General features: G+C 68.3%; 12 protein-coding genes. 6 read left to right on the top strand and 6 right to left on the bottom strand.

Annotation, left to right across the window (positions count from 1 at the left end):
- Positions 1–68: 68 nt before the first annotated feature.
- The gene (locus tag B9D87_RS04175) at positions 69–512 is read right to left on the bottom strand and encodes a universal stress protein (RefSeq protein ID WP_007776105.1); all 444 of its coding nucleotides are present in this window, start codon (positions 510–512) and stop codon (positions 69–71) included.
- A 284-nt stretch (positions 513–796) separates the two neighbouring features.
- On the opposite strand from B9D87_RS04175, the gene B9D87_RS04165 reads away from it, so the two are divergent.
- On the top strand, positions 797–2,380 hold the full coding sequence (locus B9D87_RS04165; protein ID WP_007776107.1) for a mannosyltransferase: 1,584 nt from the start codon (positions 797–799) through the stop codon (positions 2,378–2,380).
- Between the two features lie 74 nt (positions 2,381–2,454).
- Here B9D87_RS04165 and B9D87_RS04160 read toward each other — a convergent pair whose 3' ends face one another.
- The 5 genes from B9D87_RS04160 to B9D87_RS04135 all read right to left on the bottom strand — a co-directional run bounded on the left by B9D87_RS04160 (position 2,455) and on the right by B9D87_RS04135 (position 10,270).
- Positions 2,455–3,867, bottom strand: coding sequence for an MFS transporter (locus B9D87_RS04160; RefSeq protein ID WP_007776110.1), 1,413 nt, complete (start codon positions 3,865–3,867; stop codon positions 2,455–2,457).
- Between the two features lie 57 nt (positions 3,868–3,924).
- Complete coding sequence (gene uvrB, locus B9D87_RS04155) at positions 3,925–6,084, bottom strand: excinuclease ABC subunit UvrB (RefSeq protein ID WP_007776111.1); 2,160 nt, start codon at positions 6,082–6,084, stop codon at positions 3,925–3,927.
- Between the two features lie 568 nt (positions 6,085–6,652).
- Positions 6,653–7,723, bottom strand: a complete 1,071-nt coding sequence (locus tag B9D87_RS04145) for a hypothetical protein (RefSeq protein WP_007776116.1) — start codon at positions 7,721–7,723, stop codon at positions 6,653–6,655.
- A gap of 3 nt (positions 7,724–7,726) precedes the next feature.
- Complete coding sequence (locus B9D87_RS04140; protein WP_077091875.1) at positions 7,727–8,023, bottom strand: hypothetical protein; 297 nt, start codon at positions 8,021–8,023, stop codon at positions 7,727–7,729.
- A gap of 171 nt (positions 8,024–8,194) precedes the next feature.
- The gene (locus B9D87_RS04135; RefSeq protein ID WP_007776118.1) at positions 8,195–10,270 is read right to left on the bottom strand and encodes a serine/threonine-protein kinase; all 2,076 of its coding nucleotides are present in this window, start codon (positions 10,268–10,270) and stop codon (positions 8,195–8,197) included.
- A 305-nt stretch (positions 10,271–10,575) separates the two neighbouring features.
- Between B9D87_RS04135 and B9D87_RS04130 the strand changes: the two genes are divergently transcribed.
- The 5 genes from B9D87_RS04130 (at position 10,576) to B9D87_RS04110 (ending at position 16,009) form a co-directional block, all read left to right on the top strand.
- Entirely contained in the window at positions 10,576–13,314 is a 2,739-nt protein-coding gene (locus B9D87_RS04130) for an ATP-binding cassette domain-containing protein (protein ID WP_193787399.1), read from the top strand.
- A gap of 96 nt (positions 13,315–13,410) precedes the next feature.
- Positions 13,411–13,851 carry a ribonuclease FAU-1 family protein gene (locus B9D87_RS04125; protein ID WP_007776126.1) on the top strand — a complete coding sequence of 147 codons (441 nt, stop codon included), beginning with the start codon at positions 13,411–13,413 and terminating at the stop codon, positions 13,849–13,851.
- 36 nt (positions 13,852–13,887) lie between these two features.
- Positions 13,888–14,769, top strand: a complete 882-nt coding sequence (ligD, locus tag B9D87_RS04120) for a non-homologous end-joining DNA ligase (RefSeq protein ID WP_007776128.1) — start codon at positions 13,888–13,890, stop codon at positions 14,767–14,769.
- The gene (locus B9D87_RS04115; protein WP_040631805.1) at positions 14,762–15,538 is read left to right on the top strand and encodes a DNA-formamidopyrimidine glycosylase family protein; all 777 of its coding nucleotides are present in this window, start codon (positions 14,762–14,764) and stop codon (positions 15,536–15,538) included. The genes ligD and B9D87_RS04115 overlap by 8 nt, the downstream gene beginning before the upstream one ends.
- Positions 15,539–15,595: 57 nt before the next feature.
- Positions 15,596–16,009 carry a hypothetical protein gene (locus B9D87_RS04110; RefSeq protein WP_040631807.1) on the top strand — a complete coding sequence of 138 codons (414 nt, stop codon included), beginning with the start codon at positions 15,596–15,598 and terminating at the stop codon, positions 16,007–16,009.
- Positions 16,010–16,014: the final 5 nt, after the last annotated feature.

The raw sequence follows: 16,014 nt of genomic DNA, 5'->3' as shown, positions 1-16,014 counted from the left end.
CGCCACCATCGGGCTAGTGGCGATCGCGAGCGCGGCGTAGCCGGGCGAAGCGGGTCGCCACCATCGGGCTACGTCGTGGTGTGCACGATCAACACGTCGGTCTTGGCCCGGCGCGAGACGTTGGCCGGCACCGAGCCCAGCAGCCGGCCGGCGATCGTGCTCAAGCCGACGTTGCCGACCACGAGCAGGTCGGCCTGCTCCTCCTCGGCGAGGTGCACCAGCGCGTCGACCGGGGCGCCGACGATGGGTCGCTCGTCGATGTTCTGCGCACCGGCGGCGTGGGCGCGGTCCTTGGCGTCGCGCAGGATCGCGTAAATCGGGGCGGTGCCGGAAACCTTGTAGCTCTCGTCCCGCAGGGCGTCGGCGGCCCGGGCGTCCTCATGTTGGGGCAGGTATGCCGACGCCACGATCAGCTTGGCGTCCGCTCCCGCGATCTGCGCCGCCTTCTCCACCGCGCGCATCGACGAATCCGAGCCATCGGTTCCTACCACCACAGTCCGATAGGCGCCCATTTACCCTCCCAGTTTCGGTTGGTCAGCCAACCCAAGACAGTAGCGCGTTTGCTCGATGCGCAGGAGACAGATTAACGACACAGCGTGGCGTGGCGCGTCGACAATTTGCGGGCCCTGGCTGCGGCAACGGACAATATTGCCAATGACAAAACCATCGAATGTGCGAGGCCAACGTGGAAGGCATTGCATTACGCCGCTTTTCGTGAAAGTGAACGCGAACAGTGAATGCGCCGGACGCCGTTTGTGACCCGTTCCGTCAACGGCGCCTTACAGTAACAAGCATCATGTCCATGCCCACCCTCGAGCCCACCGTCGAGCCCGGTGCAGGGGATTTCGGCGGTGCGCCCGCGCCCGGGCGTGCGCGCGGTGGGTTGCTCGATCCGTGGGCAATCGCCCTGTTCGCCACCGCCGTCAGCGCCGCCTGGGCCTGCCGACCGTCGCTCTGGTTCGACGAAGGGGCGACGATTTCGGCCGCGGCCAGCCGGACTTTGCCAGAGCTGTGGCGGTTGCTGGGCCACATCGACGCCGTCCATGGCGCGTATTACCTGCTGATGCACGGTTGGTTCGCGCTGTTCCCGCCCACCGAATTCTGGTCGCGTTTTCCTAGTTCCCTGGCGATCGGAGCGGCGGCCGCCGGCGTCACGGTGTTCACCAGACAGTTCTCCACGCGGCCCGCGGCGGTGTGCGCGGGGGCGATTTTCGCGATCCTGCCGCGCACGACGTGGGCGGGCATGGAAGCGCGCCCGTACGCCTTCGTGGCCGCCGCCGCGGTCTGGCTGACGGTGTTGTTCGTCGGCACCGTCCGGCTGAACAGGCCGCGTGGATGGGTTTGGTACGCGCTGGGATTGATGCTGTCGATACTGCTCAACCTCAACCTGGTGCTGTTGGTGCCGGTGTACGGCGCGATGCTGCCGCTGCTCGCGCCCCGGGGCGCCCGCAAGTCTCCGGCGATCCGGTGGGCCGCGGCGTCGGCCGTCGCCGTGGCGGCCATGACGCCGTTCCTGGTGTTCGCGCACAACCAGGTGTGGCAGGTCAACTGGATCTACCCCGTCAGCTGGCATTACGCGTTCGACATCATCCTGCGCCAATACTTCGACCACAGCGTGGCCTTCGCCATCGCGAGCGCGGTCCTGATCGTCGCGGCGGCCGTGACACGGTGGGCTGGCGTGCCGGCGCCGGCGGGTGACCTGCGCCGGCTGTTGCTCATCGCCACCGCGTGGATGGTGATTCCCACCGCCCTGGTCGTCATCTATTCGGCCGTCAGCGAGCCGATCTACTACCCGCGCTACCTGATCTTCACCGCGCCGGCGATGGCCGTCGTGCTGGCCGTCTGTCTCGTCACTGTGTTCCGCCGCCCGTGGCCCATCGCCGGCGGGGTGCTGGTGTTCGCCGTCGCCGCGGTGCCGAACTACCTGTTCGTCCAGCGCTGGCCGTATGCCAAAGAGGGGTGGGACTACAGCCAGGTCGCCGATCTGATCAGCACGCACGCCGCCCCCGGCGACTGCCTGATGGTGGACAACACCGTGCCCTGGCGGCCCGGCCCGATTCGTGCGCTGCTGGCCACCCGCCCGGCGGCGTTCCGGTCGTTGATCGACGTGGAGCGCGGCGTGTACGGCCCGAAGGTCGGATCTTTGTGGGACGGGCACGTCGCCGTGTGGCTGACGACGGCCAAAATCAATAAATGCCCGGCGATCTGGACCATCACCAATAAGGACAACTCGCTGCCCGACCATCAAGCCGGGCAATCGCTACCGCCCGGCAAGGCATTCGGGCGCGCCCCGGCATACCGGTTCCCGGGTTATCTCGGCTTCCACATCGTGGAGCGGTGGCAGTTTCACTACTCGCAGGTCGTCAAGTCCACGCGGTGATGTGCCGCTGTGCCGACCGGGTCCGATGGCCGTGAACCGCTGCGCCGCGGTTGCGCTCACGGCTGCGCTCAGGCTCAGGTGGCGACCGGTTCGGCTTGCCGGGTGGCCCGCGTCGCGGCGTAGGACACCGCCACTCCGGCCGCGCTCAGCGCGGTGAACACCGTGAACAGCAGGTGCGCCGCCATCTCCTCGCCGCCGGTGGCGGTGTTGACGACGACACCGGCCAATCCGGCACCGATCGCGGCGGAGGTCAGCTGGACGGTGTTGATCGCCGCGGATGCGGCGCCGCCTTCGGCGGGGTCGGCGACGGACGCCATTGCGCGGGCCGACAGGTGCGGCCAGGCCATCCCGATCCCGATGCCGGCGACCAGCAGGGCCACCGCCCACAGCGCCGCGGTCCAGGCCGAGTCGTCGCCGTGCCGGGCGACGGCACCCAGCGCGAGGCCCGACGCCGCCACCATCGGCGCCACCATGACCACCCGCCCGACCGTCCGCGGGTTCTCCAGCGACGCGCTGACGATCTCGCTGACCGTCCAGCCCAGCGCGAGCGCCGCCCCCAGGAATCCGGCGGCGATCGGCGTCAGGTGGGCCAGCCGCTGGCCGAACAGCGGCACGTAGGTGTTCACCATCGCCGCGCCCATCAGCACGCCCATGGTGAGGTAGATCCACTTCAGGGGGCCGGGCGAGAAGACGCTGGGCGGCAGGATGGCCGCGTGCATCCGCCAGTCGACGAGCACGAAGACGCCGACCAGGCCGATGCCCGCCGCCAGCAGCCCATACGTGGCGACGGTGCTGCGCGGAATCTGCGCCACGCTGACGGCCAGCGCCGCCGCCCCGATGATCAGCAGCGACCACACCGGCACCCTCATCCTGGGGAGGCCGCTCGTCGGGTTGACGCGGGCCAGCGCGACCGGGACCAGCAGGGCCATCAGGAAGGTCAGGACGGCCATCGTGACGAACGCCCATCGCCAGATCCCGAGCTGGGCGAACAGCCCTCCCGTGGTGGGTCCGACCACGGTCGCGATGCCCCACATCGCCGACACCAGGGCCGAGCCCCTCGTCCACAACCAACGGGGCAGGGCGGAATTGATGACCGCGTAGCCCAAGCCGGCCAGCAAGCCCCCGGCCACCCCCTGCATCGCCCGTCCAGCAATCAAAACATGCATGGTCGGGGCGGCAGCGCAAACCAGGCTGGCGATGCCGAACACGGCGAGACCCATCAGATACGACGACCGCGCACCGATGCGCAGCAGCATCGGATTGACCATCGTCGCGGCCACCACCGAGCCCACGAGGTACAGCGTCGTGACCCACGCGTAGAGCCGGCTGCCGCCGATTTCGGCGATGGTGTTGGGCAACAAGCTGGTGGTCAGGAACTCATTCGTCGCGTAGAGCGCCACCCCGCCGGCCAGCAGTACGGAAGTTCTCAGATACCTCGCGCCCAGCAGCTCACGCCAGCCGCCGGTGATAGTCGCCGCGTCGGTCACTCCTCTACCGTATGGGGTCGCGCGGAGATAAGAGCGGGAGATCGGTTGCCAGCAAACTCATTTCAGGCCGGCGGCGTCCATCCCGCGCAGTTCCTTCTTCAGGTCGGCGATCTCGTCGCGGAACCGTGCCGCCAGCTCGAACTGCAAGTCACGAGCCGCGGCCATCATCTGGGCGGTGAGGTCCTTGATCAGGTCGGCCAGTTCGGCGCGCGGCATGCCGGACGTATCGCGGCCCTCGAACACCCCCGCGCTGACCGCGCGGCCCGGCTCGCCCTGCGCGCGCCGGCCGCGGGACGCGTTGCGCCCTGACCCGCCGATCTCCACCGCCTCGCTGTCGTCCGCCTCGCGGTAGACCTGGTCGAGGATGTCGGCGATCTTCTTGCGCAGCGGCTGCGGGTCGATGCCGTGTTCCTCGTTGTACGCGACCTGCTTCGCCCGCCGCCGTTCGGTCTCGTCGATGGCCTCCTTCATCGAATCGGTGATGGTGTCGGCGTACATGTGCACCTCACCGGAGACGTTGCGGGCCGCGCGGCCGATGGTCTGGATGAGGCTGCGCGACGACCGCAGGAAGCCCTCTTTGTCCGCATCCAGGATCGCCACCAGGGACACTTCGGGAAGGTCCAGGCCCTCGCGCAGGAGGTTGATGCCGACCAGCACGTCGTACTCGCCCAGCCGCAGCTGGCGCAGCAGCTCGACCCGGCGCAGGGTGTCGACCTCGGAGTGCAGGTAGCGCACCCGGATGCCCATTTCGAGCAGGTAGTCGGTGAGGTCCTCGGCCATCTTCTTGGTCAGCGTGGTGACCAGCACCCGCTGGTCGGCCTCGGTGCGCTTGCGGATCTCGCCGATCAGGTCGTCGATCTGCCCCTTGGTCGGCTTGACCACGACCTTCGGGTCGACCAGGCCGGTGGGCCGGATCACCTGCTCGACGAATTCGCCGCCGGTCTGGCTGAGTTCGTAGGGCCCGGGGGTGGCCGACAGGTACACCGTCTGCCCGATCCGGTCGGCGAACTCCTCCCAGGTCAGTGGCCGGTTGTCGCACGCCGACGGCAGCCGGAAGCCGTATTCGACCAGGTTGCGTTTGCGCGACATGTCGCCCTCGTACATGCCGCCGATCTGCGGGACGGTGACGTGCGATTCGTCGATGACCAGCAGGAAGTCTTCCGGGAAGTAGTCCAGGAGGGTGGCCGGCGGCGAGCCGGGACCCCGGCCGTCGATGTGCCGGGAGTAGTTCTCGATGCCCGAGCAGAACCCGACCTGGCGCATCATCTCGATGTCGTAGTTGGTGCGCATCCGCAGCCGCTGCGCCTCGAGCAGCTTGCCCTGCCCCTCCAGCTCGGCCAGCCGCTCGGCCAGCTCCGCTTCGATCGTCGAGATCGCGTGGGCCATCCGCTCGGGGCCGGCCACGTAGTGGGTGGCCGGGAAGATCCGCAGCGAATCCACCTGGCGGATCACGTCGCCCGTCAACGGATGCAGGTAGTACAGCGCCTCGACCTCGTCGCCGAAGAACTCGATGCGTACCGCCAGCTCTTCGTAGGACGGGATGATCTCCACGGTGTCGCCGCGCACCCGGAACGAGCCACGGGTGAACGACAGGTCGTTGCGCGTGTACTGGACGTCGACCAGCAGGCGCAGCAGCGCATCCCGCGGCACCTCGGCGCCCACCCGCACCTCGACCGAGCGGTCCAGGTAGGACTGCGGCGTGCCCAGGCCGTAGATGCACGAGACCGACGCCACCACGACCACGTCGCGCCGCGACAGCAGCGAGGACGTCGCGGAGTGCCGTAGCCGCTCCACGTCGTCGTTGATCGAGCTGTCCTTCTCGATATAGGTGTCGGTCTGCGCGATGTACGCCTCGGGCTGGTAGTAGTCGTAGTACGAGACGAAGTATTCGACCGCGTTGTGCGGCAACATCTCTCGCAGCTCATTGGCCAGCTGGGCGGCCAGCGTCTTGTTGGGGGCCATCACCAGGGTGGGCCGCTGCAGCCGCTCGATGAGCCACGCGGTGGTGGCCGACTTCCCGGTGCCGGTGGCGCCGAGCAGCACGACGTCGCGCTCCCCCGCCCTGATCCGTCGTTCCAGCTCCTGGATGGCGGCCGGCTGGTCGCCGGCGGGATCGTGCGGGCTGACCACCTCGAAGTCGCCGCCGACGCGCACGACGTCGTCGACAGCGCGATACTCCGAATGCGCTACTACGGGATGCTCCGTGGCGAATGCCATGCCACCAGGGTAGGACCGATCACCGACAAGTGTCGTGGGGCTGATCTTACGAAGTTGGCGAGTTCACGCTCATCTGGACGAGCGGATAGCTCACAGTGGATTCCCGTACCGACGAGGCTCCGTTACGGACGGGTCGTGAACTGCGCTGGGCTTCGCCGATGACCCACCGGTCGGTCGCGTGTATCGAAACTCGTCGCGGACGTCCGATGGACGCTCGGGCAGATCTTCTTCGAGCGGAAAGCCATCCCACAGGATACGGTCAGGCTCGCCTGGCTGCCGGAACGAACCCCATGGCTGGCCCTCTTCAAGGTCGAGGAGGTAGTAGTAGCGCACTGCCTCGTCCACGTCCGGCCAGGGTCCCGGGTCGATGATCGACTCCCTTGTGTCGCGCGCGAGCCCCCACGTTCTGTCCGATGGCGGAGCGGTGTAAACCAGGTAGATTGTTGGACCGTCGGTCCAGGCATGCGAAACGAGGAATGGTTTGCTTCCTCTACTGTTCTCAGCTTCGATGTGGCGCAACAACTTCCGCAACACCGCGACGGCGAACTGGACTTGGGCATCGTCGGCGTCAGTTGATGGGCACATTGGTGTTTACCCACGGCGGAGTCCACGTCCATTTCGGACCTAATGTGATCACTCCACTCCCACCCTCGAGCGGATACATCGTGATCACCCCTTTCTGTCTACCGTCGGGCACATCGGCACGCCCCACGCTCGGATCAACCACGATTCTCATTGTCAAACTCTCACCCGTGTCCTGACAGTCGACAATCCCCAGTGGCCCCCTAGTGCAGTGGGCACGGTTGATCGGAACGTCATATCGGAGGGTGCCGTCCGGCTGGTGCACTGGTCGGCTGTGAGAGATCAAGTCCTTGAACACATTTGGATTGACTACGCCGTGCCTCCAGTACGCCTTGTCCCAGCCCCAGCCCTTTCTGGTCTCCGCATCGTAGTATCCCCGTCGGAGAACAATGTGATTGCCGTCCAGGTCTGTGGCTTCGGCGATCACGTCGTTGGCGGGGTAACCCCCTGACAGGGGTGGATCCTCTTTGAATGAGTGATTGTCGACGGCGCGGAATCTGGACCTCTCGCCCGGCCCGTCAGGGCCGGTGGCTGAAGGAAACGTGTCGCGGATTCCGGCCATGGCTGAGGTGACCCTCTCGGCGACCTGCTGGTCGAGTGCGACCAATTGCGTCGCCCGTTGGCGGATGTCACCGGCATAGCCTTGTGCCTGAGCCCGCCGGGTGGCGCGCTGCGCCGTCGAACCGCCAGTCGAGGGATCAGTGACCGACATGTCTTCGCGCACATCGAAACCCGCCCCGAAAGCGTCCTCGACGACATACCGAACCCGTGATCGAGCCGCGGAGAGGTCGGCGGCGCCGCTTCTGGCAACTTTCGCCGCTGCTTGCAGTTGATCGGCGACCGCGCTCGTCTTCTGCAAGTCGCCGTGCGTCGCGGCATGCAGCGCGTCAGCCGCGCGACCTTGCCAATCAACCGATAGGCCGTCACGCCAGACTTGGGAGGCCACCGCGTAGCTGCGCCCGCCTACCGCCTCCCAATAGTCAGCCGCCTCAGTCAGGTGCCGAGTTGGCCAAGCCAGCACCTGCGAGAGGAGCGGAAATCCCGCGACCGCAGACATCGGCTAAACAACAACGCTCGGATGGGTCACCGCGGCCATTTCGCCAGCCGAATCTGCTTCATTGCGGGTATAGCGGCCATCGGCCGCAATGACACGAGTTGCTCGGTTGCGAACACGCATGGCTAGCGTCGTCACGAATGCTTCGACATCGGCGTGGGCGACGCTGACAGCGGCCGTGCTGGCCTGAAACGACAATCCTGATGCCATCGGAGCCATCGAAGCGTCCAGCTCGCCGGCCGACGCGGTCCACCGAGCACCTAGCGCCTGCAGACCAGCGGAGTCCGAACTCACTACCTGCATGAGTGAAAGTTAATCGGGAATGTGACGTCGCGAAAGTCAGTCAGCGCCCGCGCCCGGCGACATGAGTACCTGCGCGAAGCGACAGGGCTTTTCTAAAACGCGCTAGCGGATGCGCTAGCGAGTTTTGAACTCACCCGTTGGTACCTGGAGGCCGACCGGGCCGGGAGCAGGCTAGCCCACCGGCCGCGTCCACGTCCGGGTCACCGGATCGCACTGCAGCAGGTAGCCGTCGCTGGAGGTGCTCATGGCGAACACCGACGTGCCCGGCCGGTCGCACGAGCTGCCGGCGGCGTGCACGCCCATCGTGATCGGCGCCTTGGCCCAGCTGCTGCCCTCGCAGACGATCTGCTCGTTGTTGGTCGGGTCGTAGGCGACCTTGCCGACGTCGCTGCACAGCCCGCCGAGCACCGGCGGCGCCGGAGCTGACGCGGTGGTCGAGGCGTTGATGACCTGGGTGGGGTCGCCCAACGTCACCGTCGCGGGAACGTCGCCGGTCCGGGTGGCCACGACCGGCACCCGCACCACCGCGCCCTGGGCGCCGCACTCGTTGCTCAGCACCGTCTCGGTCAACGTGCCGCGCAGCGTGCCGTCGGCCTGCGGCGCGAGCGACCAGGCGATGGTTTCCTGCTGGGTCGCCCGAACCTGCCCATTGGGCTGCGTGCAGCCCACCCGCTGCTGCGCCGGGGCGCCCTGCCAGTAGCCGCCGACGAAGCGCAGGGTGTCGGCCTGTCCCCCGTCGGTGGTGTTGGCCACCTGATGGGTGGCGTCGTCCAGCTGGGTCCCGGTGGCCGCACACCCGTTCGCGGTGCACACCGACCGGAACGCCCACCAACCGGTGGCGGCCCCGTCGTGCCGGATCGAGATGCCGTTGGTGGTGCGCTTGGTCTGGTCGTAATCCAGCTTGTAGACGCCGTTCAGCACGGGTCCGCCCGCGGTGGGCGCGGCGCTGGCCGCCGGTGCGGACGGTCTCGACGCGAGCGCGGGGCTGGCCGGCGGGGCGTCGGGCTGAAAGGAGTAGAGGAGCGACCAGGTCGCCGCGACGGCGATGAGCACCGCACACACCAGCGCCGTCGCCCACCGGGTTTTCGCCGAAAACCGGTGGCTCAACCCGGCTACGACGCCGGCGGGGCCGCGCCGGCGATGCGATGTCGACGCCGCGGGGCGCGGGCGGGCGCCGGGGCCGACGTCGGAGACACCACCGGCCGACTCGACGACGGCGGCGGCGAACGCGCGGCACCGCTCGAACCGGTCCTCGGGTTGCTTGGCGAGGGCGCGGAAGAACACGTCGTCGAGCTCGGCCAGATCGGGACGGAAATCGCTGAGCCGAGGCGGGTCCTCGTGCAGGTGCTGGCTGATCACCGCGATCGGGTTGGAGTGCTGGAACGGCGGTGCCCCGGTGAGCAGATGGAAAGCCGTTGCGGCCAAAGCATATTGGTCTGCCCGGCCGTCGATGGGGGAACCCGTCAGCTGCTCGGGCGCGGCGTATGCCACCGTCCCGACCGCGACGTTCGTCTCGGTGATCCCACTGATGTCGCCCAGGTGACGCGCGACGCCGAAGTCCGCCAACAGGATTCGGCGCTCCCCCTCGTCCGGGTGGGTGAGCAGGATGTTGGCGGGCTTGACGTCGCGGTGCAGCAGGCCGCGGTCGTGGGCGTAGTCCAGCGCGCCCGCGACCGCCTGCACGATGGCGCACACCTCGTCGATCGGCATGCCGCCGGCATAGTTCTCCTTGACCAGCCGCGAGGCGTCGGTGCCCTCGACGTAGTCCATCGAGATCCACAGATGCCCGTTGAATTCGCCTCGGTCGTGCACGCCGACGATGTGCGGGTGCCACAGCGTCGCCGCGAGATCGGCCTCCCGGTTGAACCTTTCGCGAAACTCGGGGTCGGCGGTCACCGCCTCGGCGAGGACCTTGATCACGTCACGGCGGGGCAGCCGGGGGTGCAGCGCGAGGTACACCTCGGCCATGCCACCGGCGCCCAGCTGCCGCAAGATCGTGTAACCGGCGAACGACGCGCCGTTTCCGACCGCAAGCCGCGCCCCGGAGGAATCGTTGGGGCGTTGCGCCACCACGGGTTCCGCGTTCGGCGCGGAATCGACCGGGGGTATCCGGCGTAACAGCTGCCCGATCGGCATGGCCGGCAACGAGTGAAACCCCGCGCGCAACGCCTCACGGGCCTGCCGCGGGTTGCTCAGCAACCGTCTCCCGGCGCCGATGCGCCGGGTAGTTCCCTTGTGCTCGTTCATCAATGCCTTGCCCCCTCGTTTTCCGGCACCGCCCAGGTGTCGCCGCACTGTGATGCGGATCGCATACCATGAACAGGCGCATAGCGATTGGGCCCTCTGCTCCGTCTCGCGTCTGCCGGCACAACGCTGTGCTCGGCGCGCACGGACACAATCGAACTACCCCTCCCGATCGAATAATGCCGCACCGCCGTTGGCGATTCGTCGCAGCAGGCTATGAATGGGCTATGAGTGGCCGAATCGAAACAAAGGGAAGTCACAGCCGGCTCCAATAGAGCGCACTGCCAACACGGGCCGATACTTGAGGGGTGACTCGACCCGCCCCGCCCATCCTGACAATTCGGCACGACGGGTCAAAACGATCCTTCGCGGCCGGCCACGAGGTGGTCGTCGGACGCGACGTGCAGGCCGACGTGCGCATCGCCGATCCGCGGATCTCGCGCGCGCACCTGATCCTTCGGTTCGATCAAGGCCGTTGGCTGGCAATCGATAACGGCTCGCTGAACGGGACCTACCTGAACGGCTACCGGATGCCGGTGGTCGATATCCACGACGGCCAGAGCATTCACATCGGAAATCCGCAGGGTCCGCGCCTGACCTTCGCGATCGGGCCGCAGCAGGGCCATGCCGGGCATCCGCAGCGGATCCGGCCGAGCCACGATTCCGGACCGCCGACCCTGCCGTGGTCCGCTGTTGCTGAGCAAACCAATGCGACCCACCCGCCGCGGCCCCCTCAGGCCCGGCTCGGTGGCCCGGGCAGGAGCCCGGCGCGGGGCGGCCCGCCGGGTGCGCCGTCGCGCCCCGAACCACCCCGGCGGCCGGCCGGACCGCCGAACGCACCGCCACGGCAGCCCGCACCGCCACCCTGGGTGCCACCGTCGGCGGCGCGGCGTGGCACACCGCCGGAACAGCTCACCGTCATCGACCCCGGCTCGCCGGCAAGGTTGCAGGTCACGCCGCCCGTCGCGGACGGAATCGCGGCGCCGTCGCAGCCATCCCCCACGCCCGCAGCGGAATTCACCGTCATCGACGCCAAGACGGCCGACGTGTCGAACCTGGCGACGCGTTTTGTGAAATTGCTCTCGCCGCGCGCGTCGTCGGCCGCGGGCACGGTCGGCGCCATGACGATCGGCCGGGCCGCCGAGAACGACATCGTCGTCTCCGACGTCCTGGCGTCGCGCCAGCACGCGACGCTGGTGCCCACCCAGCTGGGCACCGAGATCCGGGACAACAGCGTCAACGGGACGTTCGTGAACGGCACCCGGGTGGGGTCGGCGATCCTGTCCGAGGACGACATCGTCACCATCGGCAACGTCGACCTGGTGTTCCGCGACGGCACCCTGACCGAACGCGGCGGCGCCGCCACCCGCACCGGCGGCCTGGAGGTGCGCGACGTCAAGTACGTCGTCGACAACGGCAAACAACTGCTCGACGACATCTCGCTGACGGCGCGGCCCGGCACGCTGACCGCCGTGATCGGCGGTTCGGGCGCCGGAAAGAGCACCCTGGCCCGGCTCATCGCCGGCTACACCACCCCGACGTCCGGCGCAGTGACGTTCGAGGGCCACAACATTCACGCGGAGTACGCGTCGCTGCGCAGCAGGATCGGGATCGTCCCGCAGGACGACGTGGTGCATCGCCAGCTGACCGTCAACCAGGCGCTGGGCTACGCGGCCGAGCTGCGGCTGCCGCCCGACACCAGCAAAGCGGACCGCGCCAAGGTCGTCGCCCAGGTGCTCGAGGAGCTCGACCTGACCAAGCACGCCGACACCCGCGTCGAGAAGCTGTCCGGCGGGCAACGCAAACGCGCCTCGGTGGCGCTCGAGCTGCTCACCGGGCCGTCGCTGCTGATCCTCGACGAGCCGACCTCGGGCCTGGATCCCGCGCTGGACCTGCAGGTGATGACGATGCTGCGGCAGCTGGCTGACGCCGGCCGAGTGGTGCTGGTGGTGACGCACTCGCTGTCCTACCTGGACGTCTGCGACCAGGTGCTGCTGATGGCCCCCGGCGGCAAAACGGCCTACTGCGGTCCGCCCGACCAGATCGGCGGGGCGATGGGCACCACCAACTGGGCGAAGATCTTCACCCAGGTCGGCGCCGACCCCGACGAAGCCAACCGCCGCTTCCTGGAGCAAAACGAGGCCCAGAAGCGGCCCCAGAAGTACCTGCCGGACAAGACCGACGAGCCGAGCACCCTCGGCGAACCGGTGCACACCAGCGTGCGGCGCCAGATCTCGACGATCGCCCGCCGCCAGGTCCGACTGGTGATCGCCGACCGCGCCTACTTCGTCTTCCTGGCGCTGCTGCCGTTCATCCTCGGCTCGCTGTCGCTGACCGTCCCGGGCAGCAACGGATTTCATGTGCCGGCGCCCAACGCGGGGACACCCGACGAGGCCGCGCAGATACTGGCCCTGCTGATGCCCGCCGCGGCTTTCATGGGCACCGCCTTGACAATTCGCGACCTGGTCGGCGAGCGCGCCATCTTCCAGCGCGAGCAGGCGGTCGGGTTGTCCACCACCGCCTACCTGCTCGCCAAGACCGCGGTGTTCTGCGGGTTCGCGATACTGCAGTCGGCGATCGTCACGGCGATCGTGGTGATCGGCAAGAGCGCCCCGACGCGCGGCGCGGTGCTGTTCGGCCACTCGACCGTCGGGGCCACCGCCGAATTGTTCGCCACGGTGGCGGCGACGTGTGTCGCCTCGGCCATTCTGGGCCTGGCGATTTCGTCGCTGGTGCGGTCCAGCGAGCAGATCATGCCGCTGTTCGTGGTGACGGTGATGGCGCAGCTGGTGCTGTGCGGCGGGATGGTCCCGGTGACGGGCCGGCTCGGTCTGAACCAGCTGTCGTGGGCGATGCCGGCGCGCTGGGGCTACGCCGCGGCGGCGTCGACGGTGGACCTGCGCCACCTGGTGCCCGATTCCCTGCTGTCCCAGGACCGGTTCTGGCAACACACGCCGAAGACCTGGCTGCTGGACATGGGCATGCTCGCCGCGTTGTCGATCTTCTACGCCGGGTTCGTGCGATGGAAGATCCGGCTGCGCCGGTGAGAAATCGGCCCGCGGCGGTAGGGTGACATCATTCACCCACCCAAGCACGAGACTTTCGACCTGCTGGCCCACACGAACACCGATCCCAAGGGCATCGTGCGGACGGTCGACGAGTACGCCGTGCGCCCGTGGGGCCTCTACATCGCCCGCCCCACTCCCGGCCGCGCCCAATTCCATTACCTCGAGTCGTGGTTGCTGCCGTCGCTGGGCCTGCGCGCCACCGTGTTTCACTTCAACCCCGGCCATGAACGCGACCACGACTACTACCTGGACGTGGGCCACTACTCACCCGGCCCCACCGTGTGGCATTCCGAAGACCACTACCTGGACATCGAGGTCCGCACCGGCGCCAGGGCCGAGCTCACCGACGTCGACGAGCTGCTGGACGCCGTGCGGCACGGATTGCTGACTCCCGAGGTCGCCGAGCAGGCGGTGCTGCGGGCCGTGGCCGCCGTCGACGGGTTGGCGTGCAACGGCTACGACCTGGCGCGGTGGCTGGCGCGGCACGGCATGGAACTGACCTGGCGCGGACCGTAGTCGTTTTCTGCCCCCGGCGGCGGGTATGCACCCGACATGCGGGTCGAGATCACCCACCCGGATCGGGTCATGTTCGGCAAGGACGGGTTCACCAAGCGCGACCTGGTCGACTACTACGGCGAGGTGGCCCAGACGATGCTGGCGCACCTGAAGGGCCGCCCGCTGACCGTGCAACGGTTTCCCCGGGGCATCGGCGAAAAAGGGTTCGTGCAGCAGGATTTCGCCGACACTTTGCCGGACTGGATGAGCGGGGTGGAGGTCGACAAAGAGGGCGGCACCCTGGTGCACCCGGTGGCCGAACGCCCGGAAGCGCTGCGCTGGTTGGCCAACCAGAACTGCATAACGCTGCACGTGTGGCAGTCGCGCCGCGGCAACCTGCACCATCCCGACCGGCTGGTCTTCGACCTGGACCCGTCCGACGCGGATTTCGCGGCGGTGCGCGCGACCGCCCACGCGGTGGCCGATGTGCTCGACGACCTCGGACTGGCCCGCTACGTGCAGACCACCGGATCACGCGGGCTACACGTGGTGGTGCCGTTGCGCGCCGAGGCCGACTTCGACACCGTGCGCCAATTCGCCCGGGACGTCGCCGAAGTCGTTGCGGCCGACGACGAGGCGCACCGCACCGTCGAGGCCCGCAAGGACAAGCGCGATGGCCGCATCTACCTCGACGTCATGCGCAACGCCTACGCGCAGACGGCCGTCGCACCCTACTCGGTGCGGGCCCGCGGCGGTGCGCCGGTGGCCACCCCGCTGGAGTGGGACGAACTGGACGCGCGTGGCCTGCGGGCGGATCGGTTCAGCATCCGCGATATCCCCAAACGGCTTGCTGAGCAAGGTGATCCGTGGGCAGACATGTTCCGGCATGCCCGCTCGCTGGGCGGTCCGCGCGAGCGGTTGGCGAAACTTCGTGCCTGAACTGCCGGATGTCGAAGGGTTCCGGCGCGAGCTCGCAAAGGCCTTGCCCCGCCGCCGGATTGAAAGCGTGGACGTCCGCGACCCGGGAATTCTGCGCAACGCCTCGGCCACCGCGCTCGCGCGGCGCCTGACCGGGCACCGCTTCGGCGCCCCGCGCCGGCACGGCAAATGGCTGATACTGCCGACCGACGGTCCGACGCTGCTGATTCACAGTGGCATGACCGGGCACCCGTATTACGCGAAGCCCGGCGCCCAGCCGGAAAAGTATGAACGGCTGGTGATGTCGCTCGACCAGGGTGAACTGCGCTACGCCGACCTGCGCAAGCTGCGCGGGGTCTGGCTGGCCGACGGCGAGGAAGAAGTCGCCGACGTGCTGGGTCCGCAGGGCCCCGACGCGCTCGGCCTGGGCCTGCGGGAGTTTCGCGGCGTGGTCGCCGGGCGACGGGGTCGCCTGAAGCCGACGCTGATGGACCAGTCGGTGATCGCCGGCCTGGGCAATCTGCTCGTCGACGAAATCTGCTGGCGGGCGGGGATACGGCCCAGCTTTGCGGTCACGGAGTTGGACGACGACGCCGTCAAGAAGTTGCATCGCGCGATGACGCAGGTGCTGCACACCGCGGTGCGCCACGGCCGGGTCCCCGGACTGTCGCGCTGGCTCACCGGGGCACGCGACGATCCCGACCCGCACTGCCCGCGCTGCGGCACCGCGCTTCGGCACGGCCGGATCGGCGGTCGGATGTCGTTCTGGTGTCCCGCATGCCAGCCCTAGCCGCGGCGACCGGACAGCCTGGTGGACCCGGCCACGTTGGGCGTAATCTCAGCTGCTATGAGCTCCCATTTCCGCCGGTGGATGCCGATCGCCGCGGTGACGGTCGTCGCCGCCGGCGCCCAGTTGAGTCCGGCAATCGCACGAGCGGATCTGCACAACATCACCTATCGGGCGAGGATCGACGCCCTGACGACCGGTAGCCAGGCCACGTTCGTGACGAACGGCGGTCAGACCAGCACGACCGGCCTTCCTTCCATGCCCGGCAACGTATTCGAAGCCAACACCGTGCTTCCCGATCCGGCGCAAGCCGGCCTGCGGATCGTGCTGCACTTTCCCTACGCGGCCAACGTGCATTGCGAGATCGATGCCGACGACAACGTTTTCACCCAGACCGACCAGATGGTGAGGCCGACGGCCGGCAACAGCGATCCCAACAACGGGGCGCTGCAGTGCGGCGCGCCGTTGCCCTGACAGAC

Origin of the sequence: Mycobacterium colombiense CECT 3035 (genome assembly GCF_002105755.1) — a bacterium.
Classification (GTDB): Bacteria; Actinomycetota; Actinomycetes; order Mycobacteriales; family Mycobacteriaceae; genus Mycobacterium; species Mycobacterium colombiense.
The sequence above is the reverse complement of the archived record's forward strand: the minus strand, read 5'-3'. Positions and strand labels throughout refer to the sequence as shown.

Bases quoted from the DNA above. Each gene is read 5' to 3' on its own strand.
- B9D87_RS04175 (WP_007776105.1), bottom strand. From the start codon at position 512: ATGGGCGCCTATCGGACTGTGGTGGTAGGAACCGATGGCTCGGATTCG.
- B9D87_RS04165 (WP_007776107.1), top strand. From the start codon at position 797: ATGTCCATGCCCACCCTCGAGCCCACCGTCGAGCCCGGTGCAGGGGAT.
- uvrB (WP_007776111.1), bottom strand. From the start codon at position 6,084: ATGGCATTCGCCACGGAGCATCCCGTAGTAGCGCATTCGGAGTATCGC.
- B9D87_RS04145 (WP_007776116.1), bottom strand. From the start codon at position 7,723: ATGTCTGCGGTCGCGGGATTTCCGCTCCTCTCGCAGGTGCTGGCTTGG.
- B9D87_RS04140 (WP_077091875.1), bottom strand. From the start codon at position 8,023: ATGCAGGTAGTGAGTTCGGACTCCGCTGGTCTGCAGGCGCTAGGTGCT.
- B9D87_RS04135 (WP_007776118.1), bottom strand. From the start codon at position 10,270: ATGAACGAGCACAAGGGAACTACCCGGCGCATCGGCGCCGGGAGACGG.
- ligD (WP_007776128.1), top strand. From the start codon at position 13,888: ATGCGGGTCGAGATCACCCACCCGGATCGGGTCATGTTCGGCAAGGAC.
- B9D87_RS04110 (WP_040631807.1), top strand. From the start codon at position 15,596: ATGAGCTCCCATTTCCGCCGGTGGATGCCGATCGCCGCGGTGACGGTC.